At 63.8% G+C, this 17,904-nt stretch carries 14 protein-coding genes; 9 read left to right on the top strand and 5 right to left on the bottom strand.

Annotated elements, in window-relative coordinates; genetic code table 11:
• The first annotated feature begins 155 nt into the window (after positions 1-155).
• From KYT87_RS02670 to KYT87_RS02695, 6 genes are all read left to right on the top strand, one after another.
• Entirely contained in the window at positions 156-659 is a 504-nt protein-coding gene (locus tag KYT87_RS02670) for a glycine zipper 2TM domain-containing protein (protein ID WP_046806525.1), read from the top strand.
• A 394-nt stretch (positions 660-1,053) separates the two neighbouring features.
• Positions 1,054-1,293 carry an acyl carrier protein gene (locus KYT87_RS02675; RefSeq protein ID WP_046806524.1) on the top strand — a complete coding sequence of 80 codons (240 nt, stop codon included), beginning with the start codon at positions 1,054-1,056 and terminating at the stop codon, positions 1,291-1,293.
• A complete protein-coding gene (locus KYT87_RS02680; RefSeq protein WP_219991658.1) occupies positions 1,271-2,458 on the top strand; it encodes a D-alanyl-lipoteichoic acid biosynthesis protein DltD in 1,188 nt (395 codons plus the stop codon). The genes KYT87_RS02675 and KYT87_RS02680 overlap by 23 nt, the downstream gene beginning before the upstream one ends.
• Positions 2,455-2,607: a hypothetical protein gene (locus KYT87_RS02685; RefSeq protein ID WP_104145181.1), complete on the top strand. Its 153-nt coding sequence runs from the start codon at positions 2,455-2,457 to the stop codon at positions 2,605-2,607. The genes KYT87_RS02680 and KYT87_RS02685 overlap by 4 nt, the downstream gene beginning before the upstream one ends.
• Before the next feature lie 7 nt (positions 2,608-2,614).
• Positions 2,615-3,742 carry an MBOAT family O-acyltransferase gene (locus KYT87_RS02690; protein WP_120153737.1) on the top strand — a complete coding sequence of 376 codons (1,128 nt, stop codon included), beginning with the start codon at positions 2,615-2,617 and terminating at the stop codon, positions 3,740-3,742.
• A gap of 16 nt (positions 3,743-3,758) precedes the next feature.
• Positions 3,759-5,204, top strand: a complete 1,446-nt coding sequence (locus KYT87_RS02695; RefSeq protein ID WP_046806521.1) for a D-alanine--poly(phosphoribitol) ligase — start codon at positions 3,759-3,761, stop codon at positions 5,202-5,204.
• Positions 5,205-5,255: 51 nt separating this feature from the next.
• Here KYT87_RS02695 and KYT87_RS02700 read toward each other — a convergent pair whose 3' ends face one another.
• From KYT87_RS02700 to KYT87_RS02720, 5 genes are all read right to left on the bottom strand, one after another.
• Positions 5,256-5,816 (bottom strand): YggT family protein, encoded by a 561-nt coding sequence (locus tag KYT87_RS02700; protein ID WP_046806520.1) that lies wholly within the window; start codon positions 5,814-5,816, stop codon positions 5,256-5,258.
• Positions 5,817-5,964: 148 nt separating this feature from the next.
• The gene (locus KYT87_RS02705; RefSeq protein WP_219991659.1) at positions 5,965-6,711 is read right to left on the bottom strand and encodes a histone H1-like DNA-binding protein; all 747 of its coding nucleotides are present in this window, start codon (positions 6,709-6,711) and stop codon (positions 5,965-5,967) included.
• 347 nt (positions 6,712-7,058) lie between these two features.
• Positions 7,059-8,255, bottom strand: coding sequence for a ribonucleotide-diphosphate reductase subunit beta (locus tag KYT87_RS02710; RefSeq protein WP_104145178.1), 1,197 nt, complete (start codon positions 8,253-8,255; stop codon positions 7,059-7,061).
• A gap of 19 nt (positions 8,256-8,274) precedes the next feature.
• Positions 8,275-11,205: a ribonucleoside-diphosphate reductase subunit alpha gene (locus tag KYT87_RS02715; protein WP_046806517.1), complete on the bottom strand. Its 2,931-nt coding sequence runs from the start codon at positions 11,203-11,205 to the stop codon at positions 8,275-8,277.
• A gap of 303 nt (positions 11,206-11,508) precedes the next feature.
• A complete protein-coding gene (locus KYT87_RS02720; protein WP_219991660.1) occupies positions 11,509-15,015 on the bottom strand; it encodes an indolepyruvate ferredoxin oxidoreductase family protein in 3,507 nt (1,168 codons plus the stop codon).
• A gap of 130 nt (positions 15,016-15,145) precedes the next feature.
• Between KYT87_RS02720 and KYT87_RS02725 the strand changes: the two genes are divergently transcribed.
• The 3 genes from KYT87_RS02725 (at position 15,146) to KYT87_RS02735 (ending at position 17,726) form a co-directional block, all read left to right on the top strand.
• Positions 15,146-15,595, top strand: a complete 450-nt coding sequence (locus tag KYT87_RS02725; RefSeq protein ID WP_046806515.1) for an Lrp/AsnC family transcriptional regulator — start codon at positions 15,146-15,148, stop codon at positions 15,593-15,595.
• Between the two features lie 267 nt (positions 15,596-15,862).
• The gene (locus tag KYT87_RS02730; protein WP_046806514.1) at positions 15,863-16,369 is read left to right on the top strand and encodes a hypothetical protein; all 507 of its coding nucleotides are present in this window, start codon (positions 15,863-15,865) and stop codon (positions 16,367-16,369) included.
• Between the two features lie 157 nt (positions 16,370-16,526).
• Positions 16,527-17,726 (top strand): MFS transporter, encoded by a 1,200-nt coding sequence (locus tag KYT87_RS02735; protein WP_120153744.1) that lies wholly within the window; start codon positions 16,527-16,529, stop codon positions 17,724-17,726.
• Positions 17,727-17,904: the final 178 nt, after the last annotated feature.

The raw sequence follows: 17,904 nt of genomic DNA on the forward strand, positions 1-17,904 counted from the left end.
TTGAAAATCACCGATGCGACGGCGCGAATATCGCGCTGTCACAAGGTGATTGCTGGCTTTGGCCGTGAGTTTCAGTGTGTTGCAACCGCGCCTGCCCGGGGTAGTGCGCGGGGTATGATCAGTTTTCGTCGGCAGTGCCCGATCGAGGAGTCCAAATGAATCAAAGTAAATCTCTTTCCCTGGTGACCCCGCGTACTGGCCGGTGGCTGGCCATCGCGGCCGTCGTGACGTCGATGGCTGTGCTTGGCGGCTGCGCGAATCGCAGCGCGTCCAGCGGGGTATATAGCTACGACCAAGCCCAGCGTGAGCAGATCGTCCGTACGGGCACGGTCACGGGCGTGCGCCCGATCGTGATCCAGAATGACAAGTCCAGCGGTGTCGGCATGTTGGCCGGCGGTGCGCTGGGTGGTGTGGCCGGCAACGCGGTTGGCGGCGGCACGGGCCGCACCATCGCCACGGTTGGCGGCGCCATTCTTGGCGCGCTGGCGGGCAACGCGGTCGAAAACCGCGTTGGAACCAACTCCGGCTATGAAGTCACCGTGCGCCTGGACAACGGCGAAACCCGTGTCGTGGCGCAAGAAGCCGACGTGCCGATCAGCGTGGGCCAACGCGTCCAGGTGATCAGCGGCGCAGGCCCCACCCGCGTCACCCCGATGTAATTCCCGAAGCCCGCGCAAGCGGGCTTTTTCGATGCGCGCCGACGCGTATGAAGGCCCCGATTATCGGGGCCTTTTTTTGCCTGAAAGTGTCGCTCCGCCGCAACGAGAACCCCGGGATTTACCCGCAGGCGTTACGTTTCCCTGCCTTTTCTCGCGATTTAGCCCAAAAGTTTCATGGCGATTCGACGGCCAAAGTGCAATGATTGCGCCTGCGATCGATGTCAAGCTTTCGCGGCGATGTAACCAAGTGCGTCCCTGTGGGCGTCCCTGCATGCTCCCCGACATCGTTCTGGATCGCTGAATCCCGTCAGTTGAGCTTCAGCTTTTTTCTGTATTCTCGTCACCTGAATCCCAGGGGCGGGGATGTTTTGCCGACAAGGCAACTGCAATATCTATGCATACCGAGCAAGAACTCCACACCAAGATCGGCGAGATCGTCGAGTCGATCGTCATGAAGAAAGTCACCCCCGATACGCAGCTGATCGCCACGGGTCTGGTTGATTCCCTTGCCGCCGTGGACATCACGCTGGCTGTCGAATCCGAGTACGGTTGCAGCATCCCGGCTCCTGAAATCGCGGAACACCTGCAGTCGGTCCGTACGCTTGCCGGCTATGTCGCTGCCCATACTGCATAACACCCGGTTCTTGTCCCATGTCGCGGCCGCCGCGACGGCAGTAGCACTGGCGATAGGGGTGTACTGGGGCGCGGACGATGTGCTCAGCCGCATCGTGACACCCACCGCCTCGCCCATGGCCGCCGCTGCCGACAAGAGCAACTACCTGCCCAACCTGGGGCCGGACTGGGGTACCCAACACGTCAACCTGAATCGCCTGGGCAACGCCCTGAGCGACGGGACGCTGGTCGTGCTGGGTTCGTCCGAATTGTCCAGCCACGACCTGCGCTTCGTGCCTTACCGCTTCTTCCCTGAAGAACTGAAGGTGCCGACGCTGGCGTACGGCCACGCCATGTTCCAGTCCTACGGCATCGTCAGCGTGCTGGAGTCCGTGGCCGATTCCCTGACGCCCAACACGCGGTTGGTCATCATGGTGTCGCCGGCCTGGTTTGCCTCGGGTGGCCAGCTGCCGCGCAGCGCCTTTGCCGAACACGTGACGGGCCCCGTCTGGGACCGCCTGTGGGATCAGCCCAGCACGCGCGAGCAGATGCAGAACTGGATCAGCGACAACGCCAACTGGGGGCTGCTCTGGCTGATCGCCAATGGCCAGGTAGCTGAACTGAAAGACAAGCTGTCGCTGTGGTGGCATGCCCGCAAAGAGCCGGCGCCCGACCGTCCGCGCACCAAGCTGTCGGTGCCCGCGCACCGCTTCGTGTCCTGGCCATCCGCCGCGCGCCTGAACGAAGGGCAGTGGGGCCGGCTGACGCATGAAGCGCGCGAAGTCGAACGGCAGCTGGGCGGCAACAACCCCTACGACGTGCGCGACGATTACTACAAGCAGTACCTGGCGCCGCTGTATTCGCCAGCTCGCAACGAGTTCGCCGACGTCGACCCGATCACCCGCACCGAGCTCGGAGATCTGTCGCGCGTGATGGCCCTGCTGCAAAAGCGCAAGGTCAAGGCGTACTTCGTCATTCAGCCGTTCAACCCCAAGCTGATCCTGGATGTCGAAAGGTTCGACCCGGTGGTGGCCGCCATCACCGGCATGTGCCAGCGCTATCAGATGGGCTGCCTGGACCTTTACAGCATCCCGTTCGAACCGGGCATGGTGCGCGATGACATGCATCTGGCCGAGCTAGGCTGGGCCTTGGCGGACCAAGGTATTGCGGAGTACTTTTCCCGATGAAATTTTTTCGCAAGGACGGCGCCGGGCGCCGCTTCTTCTGGCATTTGTGCCTGTACATCGGGGTCATCCTCGTATTCGTGCTTCAGGCTCAGCCCACCACGGGCAGCGGCGGACCGATCAAGGTCGAATTCCAATACCAACAGTTCTGAGCGCGCCATGGAATTGTTCGCAAGCTTGAGCTTTTTTGGCGGCGCCCTGTGCGGCGGCCTGGGCCTGTTGGCGTATCGCTCGTTCGGCATGCCGCTGCGCATCGGTTATCGCCACATCATCGGCGTGATCTGCCTGGGCGTATGGATGGCGGTCTTCTGGGCGCGGCCGTATCAGCCCATCGCGCTGCTTGCCATCTCGGGCAGCGCCTTGTGGGCGGTACGTCGCAACTACATTCCGACGTGGCTGGCCGTCATCATCACCATGACGCCGCTGCTGCTGGTCAAGACGGGCGTGTCGCATCTGGGCGCCATGCTGGGCCTGTCGTTCGCGACCTTCCGCGCCATCGATGTGCTGCTGTTCGCACAGCGCAACGAACGCGTGTCGCCGCTGGACTACTTCATCTACCTGTTCTTCCCGCTGACGCTGCTGGCCGGCCCGATGTATCGCTGGCGTAATTTCCAGGCCGACCTGAAGCGCGGCTATGAAGGCGTGAACCTGAACACGTGGCTGATCGGTCTGGAACTGATCATGGTGGGCGTGATCCAGAAGTTCGGCCTGGCCGAACTGATCTGGCGCTATGGCCTGGCCACGCTGGACGCGCACGATTATTCGTTCACGGGCGTGGCGTTGAACGCGTCGCTGTACAGTGCGTATCTGTTCTTCGACTTCGCCGGCTATTCGACGATGGCAATCGGCATCGGCATGCTGTTCGGCTTCACCTTGCCGATCAACTTCCGCAATCCGCTGGCCACGCTGAACCCGCAGGATTTCTGGCGCCGTTGGCACATCAGCCTGTCCGAGTGGCTGCGCGACGTGGTGTTCATGCCGATCTACAAGGCGCTGAGCAAGACCAGGTTCTTCGGACGCCATCGCATGGCGGCGCAGAACATCGGCATCTTCGCCACGCTGCTGGCCATGGGCGTGTGGAACGGCCTGTCGCTGCACTACATCGTCAGCGGGCTGATGTTCGGCGCGTATTCGGTGGGTCACAACCTGCTGATCAACGCGTCGCGCACCCGCCCCGCGTTGCAGGCCACGCTGGCGCATCCGGTGATGCGCTTCCTGGGCCGCGTGCTTACCTTGATCCTGGCTGCGCTGGCGCTGTACGTGTTCAGCGGTCGCAGCCCCATCTGACGCCGGGAGTTTCGGCATGCGTTTCGATCTGAAATCGTTCCAGTTCGTGGATACGGACCTCTCGCCCGACGCCCTGGCCATTGCCGCCGCCGACCGCTCGCTAAGCTGGTCGCAGTTGCGCGACGAAGCCCAGGCCTGGGCGGACGTGGCGCGCGAGCAGGGCGTGGCCCCCGATGTGCCGGTGGCCATCTACGGCCACAAAGAAGCGTCGTTCTTCGTCGCCATGGTGGGCGCACTGCTGATCGGTGCGCCGTTCGTGCCTGTCGACACCATCTACCCGGCCGACCGCCTGCGCCGCATCGTCGAGATCGTGCGCGCCGCGGCTGTCTATGATGCGGCCTCCGATACTTTCACGCGTGGCGAAGGCGCGATGCTGGCTGAACGCGGCCTGGCCTATGTGATGTTTACCTCCGGCAGCACGGGCGACCCCAAGGGCGTGCAGATCGGCCGCGAAAGCGTCGGCCTGCTGGGCGACTGGATGCTGGGCAGCTTTGGCCTGGGTGACGCGCCGGTGTTCATGAACCAGGCGCCGTTCAGCTTTGACCTGTCGATGTATGAAGTGTTTGCCACGCTGGCCTCGGGCGGCGCCTGTGTGTTGAACGCACGCGAGCAGATCGCGGCGGCCGGCACGTGGATGCCGCGCCTGGCAGAGCATGGCGTGACGGTGTGGGTGTCGACCCCGTCGTTCGCACACCAGCAGTTGGCCAACCGCGACTTTTCCCCCGCGACCTTGCCCGCGCTGCGCACGTTCCTGTTTTGCGGCGAGCCCTTGCCCGCCGCGCTGGCCAAGAAGCTGCGCCTACGCTTTCCCGATGCCGTCATCCTGAACACGTACGGCCCCACGGAAGCCACGGTGGCAACCACCTGGATCGAAGTCACCGACGCGGTGCTGGCCGCGCACGATCCGCTGCCCGTGGGCCATGCCAAACCCGATAGCGTATTGATCGTGGACGAAGGCGAGATCTGCATCGTGGGCGACCACGTGATGCGCGGCTACCTGAATCGGCCCGATCTGAACGAAGCCAAGCTCTACACCTATGAAGATGGCCGCCGCGCGTTTCGCACCGGCGACCTGGGGCTGATGCAGGAAGGTGGGCTGCTGTTTTGTCGTGGCCGCATGGACGACCAGATCAAGCTGAACGGCTATCGCATCGAGCTGGCCGAGATCGATGAGGCATTGCATGGCCTGCCGGGCGTGGAGGGCGGGGCGTGCGCGGTCCTGCGCCGGCCCGATGGCACGGCGGTGCGCTTGATTGGTTTCGTGGCGGGTGTGGCCCAAGAGCCCGATGCGCGCTTTCTGGCGCCCGACGCGCTGGCCGGCTGGAAAGAGCGGCTGTCCCAGCGGCTGCCGCCGTACATGGTGCCGTCGGAACTGGTGGCCTGCCCGGCGCTGCCCATGTCCAACAACCACAAGATCGACCGCAAGAAGCTGGTCGAGATCTACGCCGGCATTCCGGCCTAGCGCCCTGATAGGAAAACAGGAACGGGGCGCAATGCCCCGTGTCCTGGTTTACTACAGGCCCATCATGCGCTGGCTTAGGTTGGCCAGCACCATCAGCAGGATCTGCGCCACGATCAGCAGCACCAGCGGCGAAAAGTCGATGCTGGTGCGCGGCAGGATGCGGCGGATGGGGTCCAGCATGGGCGCGGTCAGCGCCTGCAACAGCGGCATCATCGGCGCCGTCGGGTTGACCCAGGACAGCACGGCCTGGATCAGCGTCAGCCACACCACCAGGTTCAAGGCCCACTTGATGGCCATGATCAGCGCCGAACCCATGGCGGCCGGCAGCAGCGCGGCGGGAATCAGGGCGCCCAGCGCCACCAGCCAGATCAGCACGATATAGAACAGCGCGGCCAGCCAGGCGGCAACCAGGCTGGTCCAGTCGATCTTGTTGCCTGCCGGGATGACCTTGCGCAGCGGCAGCACCAGCCAGTTCGTGGCTTGGTAGATCGTGCGCGCCAGGGGGTTGAAAGCGTGGAGGCGGATCGCGTGCATCCAGGCGCGGGCAATCAATGCCGCGCCAAACAGCGTGAACACGATTTCGAGGAGGAAGCGGAAGATTTCACCGAGCATGGACGCGATCACCCAAAAAAAGAGGAGTCAATTGTCGCACGCTGCGCGCACATATTGCCGCCGCATTTGACGGATGGCGCAGGCGCAAAAAAGCCGCCCGGCCAAGGCCAGGCGGCTCTAGTGAAGCTATTGCTTCGAACCGTCCGAATTAAGGACGGCCACCCGTGGGAAAGGGCCACGACGCGGCGGGATTCAGCGCGGTCTTTGCGCCCGGGGCAGCAGCCGTGGAGGGCGGCGTTGCGGGCTTCTTGGGAGCGGCCTTCTTGGCAGCAGGCTTCTTGGCAGCGGCGGGCTTGGCAGCAGCAGCCGGCTTGGCGGCAGCAGGAGCCTTCTTCGCAGCAGCAGGCGCCTTCTTGGCGGCAGGAGCCTTTTTGGCAGCGGGGGCCTTCTTGGCTACCGCTTTCTTGGCAACGGCCTTCTTGGCGGCGGGAGCCTTCTTGGCAACGGCCTTTTTTGCAACTGCCTTCTTGGCGACGGCCTTCTTGGCTACCGCTTTCTTGGCGGCAGGCGCCTTCTTGGCAACGGCCTTTTTGGCGACGGCCTTCTTGGCTACCGCTTTCTTGGCTACGGCCTTTTTGGCAACTGCCTTCTTGGCAACGGCCTTCTTGGCGACGGCTTTCTTGGCTACCGCTTTCTTGGCGGCAGGCGCCTTCTTGGCGACGGCCTTTTTAGCGACGGCCTTCTTGGCTACCGCTTTCTTGGCGACGACCTTCTTGGCTGCCGGCTTCTTGGCGGCAACCTTCTTCACTGCCGGCTTCTTGGCGGCGGCGACTTTCTTGACTGCTACCTTCTTGACAGCGGCTTTCTTGGCCGGTGCGGCCTTCTTAGCGACTGCCTTCTTGGCGGCGGGCTTCTTCGCCGCTGCTTTCTTTACGGCTTTCTTGGCTGTTGCCATGGTCATGCTCCTTAGGTTCAGGGGTCCCAGAACTTAAACCCGTGCCCCGACTCGCCAACAAGGCGAACCGTGCCCGGGCTATTCATCGGCGCATGCCGCTGTTCTGTGCGAGCAACAGCTACTACGGTTTGCGCTAATGAATTCGGCACAGCCATTTGATATGGCCCCCGCTCCTTTGGCGCGAGCCATTTCAAATGGCGCCGGTCGCAGCCTGATCACAGGCCGCCGACCGCTTGTTCTACGTGTTCGAAAACACCCTGACCAGGAAGCGCGTCATCAAGCCTGTCGCGAACGCGACGCTCTGTGTTGGCAGAGCGTGCCCGCGCCGGGCCTGATGACGTACTGCTTTACTCCCAGCTCAGCGTGCCACCGGTTTGGTATTCGATCACGCGAGTTTCAAAAAAGTTGCGTTCCTTTTTAAGATCGATCATTTCCGCCATCCAGGGGAAGGGATTTTCTTCCTGCGGGTACAGCGGTTCGATACCGATTTGCTGGCAACGACGGTTGGCGATGAAGCGCAGGTAGGATTTGAACATAGGTGCGTTCAAGCCCAACACGCCGCGCGGCATCGTGTCTTCGGCGTAAGCGTATTCGAGTTCGACCGCTTTGCGGAAGAGTTCTCGAATTTCTTCGCGGAAGGCCGGCGTCCACAGATGCGGATTTTCCAGTTTGACGGTGTTGATCAGGTCGATGCCGAAGTTGCAGTGCATGGATTCATCGCGAAGGATGTACATGTACTGTTCGGCGGCGCCGGTCATCTTGTTCTGGCGGCCAAGCGCCAGGATCTGCGTGAAGCCAACGTAGAAGAACAGGCCTTCCATCAAGCAAGCGAAAACGATCAGCGACTTCAGCAGCGTCTGGTCGGCTTCGGGCGTGCCCGTCTTGAAGTTGGGGTCCGCGATCGCGTCGATGAACGGGATCAGGAACTGGTCTTTGGCGCGGATGGACGGAACTTCGTTATAAGCGTTGAAGATCTCGGCTTCGTCCAGGTCCAGGCTTTCGACGATGTATTGATAAGCGTGCGTGTGGATCGCTTCCTCGAATGCCTGGCGCAGCAGGAACTGGCGGCATTCGGGAGCCGTGATGTGGCGGTAGGTGCCCAACACGATGTTGTTCGCGGCCAGCGAGTCGGCCGTGACGAAGAAACCCAGGTTGCGCTTGACGATGCGGCGTTCGTCTTCGGTGAGCCCGTTGGGGTTCTTCCAAAGCGCGATGTCGCGCGACATGTTGATCTCTTGCGGCATCCAGTGGTTGGCGCACGTGGCCAAATACTTTTCCCACGCCCACTTGTACTTGAACGGCACAAGTTGATTGACGTCGGTTTCGCCGTTGATGATGCGCTTGTCGGCAACCTTCACGCGCTGCGCGGTAGCGGCACCGCTGGCAGCCAGACCCGCCGCGTGTTCAGGCGCGGCAGGCGTGGGCATGGCGGTGTCGCCGAATACACCCGTCGCCGCCCGGACTTCGGGCGCAGCCTGCTGGCCGCCCGCAGGGGCGGGGGAAGCAGGTTGCGTGGCGGTGGTGTCGTCTTCCCAATTAATCATTTCAATTCTCCGGAGGCGGTTATTGGCAGGCTTCGCACTCTTCGAAGCCGGGGTCGCCCGGCCGCATGGTGCAAACCGCCCCGAGAACTTCGGGTTCCGGCAAAACAGGTGCGGCGCCCACGGCCGCGGCCGTGGATTGACCACCAGCGGTGACGGCGTTCAGTTCGCCGCCGCGGCCCGTGGACTTCTCGGCGCTGGTGGCGCCCAGGGTACGCAGGTAGTACGTGGTCTTCAGGCCACGCAGCCATGCCAGCTTGTAGGTGTCATCCAGCTTCTTGCCCGATGCGCCCGACATGTAGATGTTCAGCGACTGAGCTTGATCGATCCACTTCTGACGGCGCGACGCGCATTCAACCAGCCAGCTCGGTTCGACTTCGAACGCGGTGGCGTAGAGTTCGCGGAGTTCGGAAGGTACGCGATCGATGCGGGACAGGCTGCCGTCGAAGTACTTGAGGTCGGCGACCATGACTTCGTCCCAGAGACCGAGTTTCTTCAGGTCACGCACGAGGTAATCGTTAACGACCGTGAACTCGCCGGAGAGATTCGATTTGACGTACAAGTTCTGGAAAGTAGGTTCGATGCACGCAGATACACCAATGATATTGGAAATAGTCGCGGTTGGGGCAATTGCCACGCAATTGGAGTTGCGCATGCCGTGTTGTTTGATGCGCGCGCGCAACGTATCCCAATCGAGCGTGCTCGATTCATCAACTTCAACATGACCACCGCGTTCATCACGCAGCATCTTCAACGTGTCTTGCGGCAAGATGCCACGCGACCACAACGAACCTTCATACGATTGATAGCGACCACGTTCTTCGGCGAGTAGGCTCGACGCGAAGTACGCGTGATAGCAAACGGCTTCCATCGAACGATCAGCGAATTCAACGGCGGCTTGCGATGCGTAAGGCACGCGCATCATTTGCAGGCAGTCTTGGAAACCCATGATGCCCATGCCCACCGGACGATGGCGCGCGTTGGAATTGCGGGCCTTCTCGACGGCGTAGTAGTTGATGTCGATAACGTTGTCGAGCATGCGCATCGCGATGCTGACCGTGCGCTTGATCTTGTCGTGATCCAGTTCGAATCCGCCGCCGGCAGCCGGCTTCATGTGCGCGACCAGGTTCACCGAACCCAGGTTGCACACCGCGATTTCGGATTCGTTGGTGTTCAGCGTGATCTCGGTGCACAGGTTCGAGCTGTGGACGACGCCCACGTGTTGCTGCGGCGAACGGATGTTGCACGGATCCTTGAACGTGATCCAGGGGTGGCCGGTTTCGAACAGCATCGACAGCATCTTGCGCCACAACGTCAGCGCCGGCATCTTCTTGTACAGCTTGAGCTCGCCGCTGGCGACGCGCTTTTCGTAGCCGACATACGCTTCTTCAAACGCGCGGCCGACCTTGTCGTGCAGGTCGGGGCAGTCGGACGGCGAGAACAGCGTCCATTCACCGCCTTCCATGACGCGCTTCATGAACAGATCGGGAATCCAGTTCGCCGTGTTCATGTCGTGCGTGCGGCGGCGTTCGTCGCCGGTGTTCTTGCGCAGTTCCAGGAATTCTTCGATGTCCAGGTGCCACGATTCCAGGTACGTGCACACCGCGCCCTTGCGCTTGCCGCCCTGGTTCACCGCGACGGCGGTGTCGTTGACGACCTTCAGGAACGGAACCACGCCCTGGCTTTCGCCGTTGGTGCCCTTGATGTGGCTGCGCAGCGCGCGCACCGGGGTCCAGTCGTTGCCCAGGCCGCCGGCGTACTTGGCCAGCAGCGCGTTTTCCTTGATGGCGTCGTAGATGCCTTCCAGGTCATCGGAGACGGTCGTGAGATAGCACGACGACAACTGCGAGTGCAGCGTGCCCGAGTTGAACAGCGTCGGCGTCGAGCTCATGAAGTCGAACGAGGACAGGATCTCGTAGAACTCGATGGCGCGCGTTTCGCGGTCGGCTTCGCGCAGCGCCAGGCCCATGGCCACGCGCATGAAGAACACCTGCGGCAGTTCGATGCGGGTGCCGCGGATGTGCAGGAAGTAGCGGTCGTACAGCGTCTGCAGGCCCAGGTAGCCGAATTGCAGATCGCGCTTAGCGTTCAAGGCCTTGCCCAGGCGGGTCAGGTCATAGTTGGCCAGTTCGGGCGACAGCAGGCCGCCTTCGATGCCGCGTGCGATGAACGTGGGGAAGTATTCGGCGTAACGCGCGATCATGCCGTCTTGCGAGACTTCTTCGCCCAGCACTTCCTTGCGGATCGTGTGCAGCAAGAGGCGAGCGGTGACTTGGCTGTAGGCCGGGTCTTTTTCGACCAGCGCGCGCGCGGACAGGATGGCGGACTTGAACACTTCGTCGACGGGGATGCCGTCGTACAGGTTCTTGACCGTTTCCTTCAGGATGGCTTCGCTATCGATGAATTCGTCCAGGCCTTCGCCGGCGGCGACGATGGTCGCGCGCAACTCAGCCAGGTCCAGCGGACGGCGCACACCGGCGTCGGTGACGTTCAGCACGTGTTCTTCAGGAGCGGCGGCGGCCTTTTCCTGGCCTTCGGCGGCAGCGGCGGCGGCGCGCTCTTGCGTGCGCTTCTCGCGATACAGGACGTAGGCGCGGGCAACGTCATGTTGGCCCGAGCGCATCAGCGCCAGTTCGACCTGGTCCTGGATGTCTTCAATATGGAAGGTGCCGCCGTTGGGGCGGTTGCGCACCAGGGCGTTCACGGCCTGGCTGGTCAGGTTCTCGACCAGTTCGCGCACACGCGCGGACGCGGCGCCCTGGCCGCCGTTGACGGCCAGAAAGGCCTTGGTCATGGCGATGGCGATCTTGCTGGGTTCAAACCCGACCACCGAGCCATTGCGGCGAATGATGTTGTAGCTGGCCCATTGCCCGCCATTGGCGTCGGCAGGGGAATCGGTTTGCGAGGGCGGCACGGCCGAAGGCCGGGTCACAGAGGCGATCGAAGTCTGCATGGAAGCTCCTGTGCGAAAACGCGTAGATAGCGACATGACGGCGGTCATGTCCGGTACGAATGTGGATCTTTTGAGGGGGTCGGAACGGCTTGGACGGCTTAGTCCAAAAGGCGTGGCCGACGAGAATCAGCGCTTAGGCGACCACAACATGTAGTGTAGCACCCCTCGTTGGACACTAATTCTAGTGATCGAGACCTACTGGAACAAGAAGAAGATATGACGAAGCTCACAAAAGATTGTTACTAAATGCACTGGGCGCGCCCAGTAAGGCGCGCCCAGGACTGCACCGCTCAGAGCGACTGTTTATGCGGTTTTCCGCAGGGGTATGTCGCGCGGGGCCGGTGCCATATAGCTCTGCATCAATCGACCCAATTGCGTCCGGTACTTCTCGACGTTCGCAGACTTCACGTGGCCGTAGCCGCGGATGGTTTCTGCAAGGCCGGCGATTGTAGCTGCTTGCGCGATCTTGTCGCGGGTCAACCCTACAAGAAGCTGGTCTATGGTCTGGCGGTACTCGGTGACAAGCGCCCGCTCCATCTTGCGTTCGGCGGTGTGGCCGAACGGGTCGAACCAGGTGCCGCGCAGTCCTTTCAACCGTGTCAGCAATTTCAGTGCCGACATGGTGCGCGGCCCCAGCGTCATCTTGCGCGGCACGCCGGTGCGCGGGTCCTTGCGGGCGAAGATCGGCGGGGCCATGTGAAAGCGCAGGCTGTAGTCGCCTTCGAACTGACCCTTCAGCTGCGCCTGGAATGCCTCGCCGGTGTAGAGCCGCGCCACTTCGTATTCGTCCTTGTAGGCCATCAGCTTGAACAGGCCGCGCGCCACCGCCATCGCCAGTCGCGGCGACTTGGCCTCGGGCGCCAATTCGCGTTCGCGCGCGGCAACCGCTTCGACCACGTCCTGGTAGACGCGTGCGTAGCGGGCGTCTTGATACGCGGTCAGGTCCGCAATGCGGCGGGCCACGGCGCGTTCGAAGGTTTCCGGCACGTGCAGCTGTACCACCTGGGCACGCGGACGCAGCGCGCTTTCCAGCGCGTCGGGCTGATGCGCTGCCAGCCGGCCGCTGTCGAATGCCGCGCGGTTCGCGGCTACGGCCACGCCGTTCAGTTCGATGGCGCGGTTGATCGACGCCTGCGACAACGGCACGCCGCCGCGCTGCCAGGCATAGCCCAGCATGAACATGTTCGACAGGATGCTGTCGCCAAACAATGCCAGCGCGGCTTCGTGCGCGTCGATGGCGGCCGTGTTGGCATCGCCCGCGGCGTGGCGAATCTTGGCCAGCAACGCCTCGGGGCGCATGGCGGCGTCGGGGTCCCGCGTGAACTCGGACACGGGCGCCACATAGGTGTTGACGGTGACCTGCGTGTGCCCGCGGCGCAGCGCGCCCAGCGAATCCGGCGCGACCGAGGCCACCGGGTCGCACAGGATGGCGGCATCGGCCTGCTGCCAGTCCAGTCGCACCGGACCCGCCGGCGCGCCGGCAGGCGCCAGGCGAATATGGCTGACAACGGTGCCGCCCTTTTGCGCCAGGCCGGTCAGGTCCAGCACCGCCGCCGACAGGCCTTCCAGGTGCGCGGCCATCGACACGATGGCGCCGATGGTGATGACGCCCGTGCCGCCCATGCCGGCGACCAGCAGCCGGTAGGGCCGGTCCAGCGACGGCGTGGCGGGTTGCGGCAATTGCTCGATCAGGCGTTGCAGGCGTTCCTGATCGGTCTTGGGCGCGGCGCTCTTGCGCGGCTTGCCGCCCATGACCGACACGAAGCTGGGGCAGAAACCTTCGGCGCAGGAATAGTCCTTGTTGCAGCTGGACTGGTCGATGGCGCGCTTGCGGCCGTACGGCGTTTCCAGCGGCACCACCGACAGGCAGTTCGATTGCACGCCGCAGTCGCCGCAGCCTTCGCACACCGCGCTGTTGATCAGCATGCGGCGCGCCGGGTCGGGGAACTGGTTCTTCTTGCGGCGGCGGCGCTTTTCGGCGGCGCACGTCTGGTCATGGATCAGCACGGTCACGCCGGCAATCTCGCGCAACTCGCGCTGCAACGCATCCAGCTCGCGGCGGTGGTGCACCTTGATGTTGGGTCCCAGGTCCACGCCCTGGTATTTTTCAGGCTCGTCACTGGTGACGACGATGCGCGCCACGTTCTCGCCGCGCAGTTGCTGGCAGATCTGCGGCACCGAGATCGGGCCGTCCACGGGTTGCCCGCCCGTCATCGCAACCGCGTCGTTGAACAGGATCTTGTAGGTGATGTTGGCGCGCGCGGCGACCGCCTGGCGAATCGCCAGATAGCCCGAGTGGTAGTAGGTGCCTTCGCCCATGTTCTGGAAGATGTGCGGCATCTTGGTGTAGCGCGACAGCCCGATCCAGTCCACGCCTTCGCCGCCCATCTGCGTCAGCCCGCCCGTGTCGCGGTCCATCCACGCAGCCATGTAGTGACAGCCCACGCCGGACAAGGCCTGGCTGCCCTCGGGCACCTTGGTCGACGTGCTGTGCGGACAGCCCGAACAAAAATACGGCCGGCGGCGCATGCCGTCGGCGTCGTTCGACAGCGCCGACTGGCAATCGAACGCGGCCAGGTCCGTGCCCAGCGGCAGGCCGGCGCTGCGCGACAGCCACGCCGCCAGCGGCCGCGCCAGCAGCGACGGGCGCAACTGGCCCGCCGACGGCACCACCGTTTCGCCGTCCAGGCCTTTCTTGCCGATGACGCTCGGGCGGTCCGGCAGGTTGAACAGCAGATCCTTGATCTGGCTTTCGACCACGGCGCCTTTTTCTTCGATCACCAGGATGTGCGACAGCCCGCGTGCAAACTCCAGCAGCCGTTCACCGTCCATCGGCCAGGTCAGGCCCGGCTTGTAGATGCGCACGGGCGCGTTGGCGGTGACGGTGTCCACGCCCAGGCGCGCCAGCGCTTCCATGGTGTCCAGATGCGCCTTGCCGACGGTGACGATGCCCACGGTGGCGCGCGGCGCCGGACAGGTCAGGCGGTCAATGCTGTGGCGGCGCGCGAAGGCGGCCACCGCTTTCATGCGCAGATTCATGCGCGCTTCCACGGCCAGCGACAGGAAGTCGCGCGCGGAATACTCCAGCGACTCGGGCGGCATGTCGGGGTTGGACGGCATGTCGTAGTGCTGCACGGCGGCGGGGGTGAACGAGTGCCCGCTTTCGATGGTTTCGGACACCGCCTTGAATGCGACCCACGTGCCGGAATAGCGCGACAGCGCCCAGCCCCATAGCGCAAAGGTCTCGTACTCGTCGATCGACGTCGGATGCACGATCGGCATTTGCCAGCCGATCAACGACGCTTCGCTGGCGTGCGGAATCGAGGACGACACGGCGGTGTGGTCATCGCCCACCACCACCAGCACGCCGCCGTTGCGCGATGCGCCGGCCGCATTGCCGTGATGCAGCGCATCGCCCGCGCGGTCCACGCCCGGGCCTTTGCCGTACCACATGGCGAATACGCCATCGACGTTGCGGTCGGCGCGTACGCCGGCCTGCTGCGTCCCCATGACGGCGGTGGCGGCCATGTCTTCGTTGATGCCGGGCAGGAACGAGATCTTGCTGGCGTCCAGCGCCTTCTTCGCCTTCCACATGGCCATGTCCACACCGCCCAATGGCGATCCGCGGTAGCCCGACACAAAGCCCGCCGTGTTCAGCCCGCGTTCACGGTCGACCCGTGCCTGCGTCAGCATGATTCGCACCAGCGCCTGCGTTCCCGTCAGGAAGATGCGGCCGGACTCCCGCGTAAGGTTGTCGGCAAGCTGGTAATCAAGGTCCAGCTGGGGTTCGGGGGCGGGAGTGCCGTCCATAGTGAATGCTCCTGGTATTTCGCACCATGATAGGTTCGCGAGGCATCCGATTTATTGCGTTTTTGGATCGTGCTATCCCTATAATTCGCAATGAACATTTCGTGTTCGACAAAAACCAGGAGACAAAGCGATGGACAAGACCGATATCGGCATCCTCAAGGCCTTGCAGGAGGACGGCCGGGCTTCGGCGCAGCAGCTGTCCGACAAGGTAGGGCTATCGGCCGCGCCGGTGTGGCGGCGGGTCAAGGCGATGGAAGCCAGCGGGGTGATCCAGGGCTATAGCGCGCAGGTGGACCGCAGCAAGGTGGGCCTGGGCTGCATGTTTGCGCAGATCAGCCTGGAGCGGCATTCGTCGAACACGGTTGAACACTTCGAACGCTCGGTGCGCGACGCGCCCGAAATCCTGGAGTGCTACGCGGTCACCGGCGATTCGGACTTCCTGTTGAAAATCCTGGTGGAAAGCCCCGAGGCCTACGACCGTTTCCTGCATCGCTTCCTGTTCAACATGCCGGGCATTCGCCAGACGCGCACCATCGTGGCGCTGCGCGAGATCAAGCACGAACAGCGGCTGCCGTTGTGACCCAGGCCGATCGCAGCGCCCTCTATATATAGAGAGCGTGGAAAGAGCAGCCGTGGACACGCGCGCGGTGTCGCTTGAAACCAACGCATTCGTGCGCGTTCCATGGCTAAACCAGCGGCTTTGCGACGCCGACTGTTGCGCAATTGCACACCGCGCGGATCGTCGTTGATTCTTCCCCAGCGGCTCTTTAGAGTGCGTGATGTTTGCTGCGCGAGGGACGTGCCGGTGTGATCGGCGCGGCGCGTCGACAGACGTGTTGAGGAAGTCATGAGCAGTGTGTATTTGCGTTCGGCCGGCATCGCCTGCGCCGTTCTTATCCTGGCCGGGTGCGTCGCCAGGAAGCCCGCCGTCATTACCGAGGCGCAGCCCGCGGACCCGCCCAAGGCGGTGGCCTGTGTGCCGGCCAAAAGCGGCGACCCCATGATTGGGACCTGGCTGTCGAACACGCGCCCGCGCGATGTCAGCGGCGAATTGCAATCGCTGATCGTGTTGTCCGCCGATGGCTCGATGGCCTATGAGTCTTTGCTCAAGATCGGGCGCAAGTCGCGCCCGGCCCTGCGCGAGACCGGTTGCTGGACGGTGGCCGACAACGTCTACACGATGCAGACCACCAAGTCCGCCGGCGAGCCCGTGGATGCCAACGACCCCATTTACCTGAACCGCTATCGCGTCGAAAAAGTCGAGCACGCCAAATTGACGCTGCGCGAACTCAAGAGCGGCGGCCAGGTGGTCACCGCGCGCCGCATGCCGCAGGGCTATCGCCTGCCGTATTGAGCGTTGCGCGGGGAGGGCGCGTGCCGGCGCTGCGCCAGAACAAGGCCGCGCCTGACGCACCGTTGCGCGGGGCGGACACTGCGTTCGCCCACCGCGCCAAGATGGCCGGGCTGCGGTAAGGTGCGGGCTTCGACTTTTGCCTAGCCGCCGGTTCCCCATGCCCGCCATGTCCTCTGAAGCACGCGCCATCGCACTGCTTGCCCTGGCCGCCTTTGTCAGCGCCAGCGCCTTTCGCATCTGTGATCCCATGCTGCCGCAGCTGGCGGCGGAATTCGGCACGACCACCGGCCAGGCCGCGCGCGCCGTGACGGCGTTTGCGGTGGCCTACGGCGTGTTGCAGATGTTCTTCGGTCCCGTGGGCGACCGCTACGGCAAGTACCGCGTGGTCAGCGTGGCCACCGTGGCCTGTGCGCTGGGCAGCGCGGGCGCCATCATGGCCGAATCCCTGGATGTGCTGGTGCTTTGCCGCGCGCTGTCCGGCGCGGCGGGGGCGGGCATCGTGCCGTTGTCGATGGCCTGGATTGGCGACAACGTACCCTACGAGCGTCGCCAGGCGACGCTGGCCCGCTTTTTGACCGGCACCATCCTGGGCATGTCCGCGGGCCAGTTGGCCGGCGGCATTTTCGCGGACACCGTGGGCTGGCGCTGGGCCTTCGCGGCCCTGGTGGTGGGCTACCTGATCGTGGGCGTGCTGCTGCACCTGGAGGTGCGGCGCCAGCGCGCGGCGGGCTTTGCGCAGGTGGACCCCAACGCCGTTCGCCAGGGTTTTATCGGGCAGGCGCGGCTGGTGCTGGGCACGCCGTGGGCGCGCATTGTGTTGGCCACGGTGTTCGTTGAGGGCCTGCTGGTCTTTGGCGCGCTGGCATTCGCGCCGTCTTACCTGCACGAACGATTCAACATTTCGTTGACGGCCGCCGGCGCGCTGGTGGCGGTGTACGCGGTGGGCGGGTTGATCTACACGGTCGTGGCCGGCCGCATACTCAAGCGTCTGGGCGAACGCGGCCTGGCGGTTGCGGGCGGTCTGGTGCTGGGCGTCGCCTTCCTGTCGTATCTGCTGGGTCCGGTCTGGATGTGGAGCCTGCTTGCCAGCGTGCTGGCGGGCTTTGGCTATTACCTGCTGCATGCCACGTTGCAAACCAACGCGACGCAGATGGTGCCTTCCGCGCGTGGCACGGCGGTGGCGTGGTTTGCGTCGTGCCTGTTCATGGGGCAGGCGGCGGGCGTGGCGTTGGCGGGGGCGGTGGTGGACGAGATTGGCGCTGCGGCGCTGTTTGGCGGCTCGGCGGTGCTGCTGCCCCTGCTGGGCGCGTTCTTCGCCCGGGCGTTGAAGGCGCGCGCGGCGATCACGAACGCGTAGGGCGGGGGGGGGCAGGGCCAATGGCAAGGCAATCGCCCGCCAATAGCCCGCCAACGGCCCGCCAATAGCAAGCCGATAGCAAGCCGATAGCAAAACGAAAAAACGGCGTTCCGAAAACTCGGAACGCCGTCTTGGGGTCAACATATCGGATTCGACCCGGATCGCCTTGGCTAAGCCG

Source organism: Achromobacter sp. ES-001, assembly GCF_019448355.1.
Classification (GTDB): Bacteria; Pseudomonadota; Gammaproteobacteria; order Burkholderiales; family Burkholderiaceae_B; genus Achromobacter; species Achromobacter spanius_B.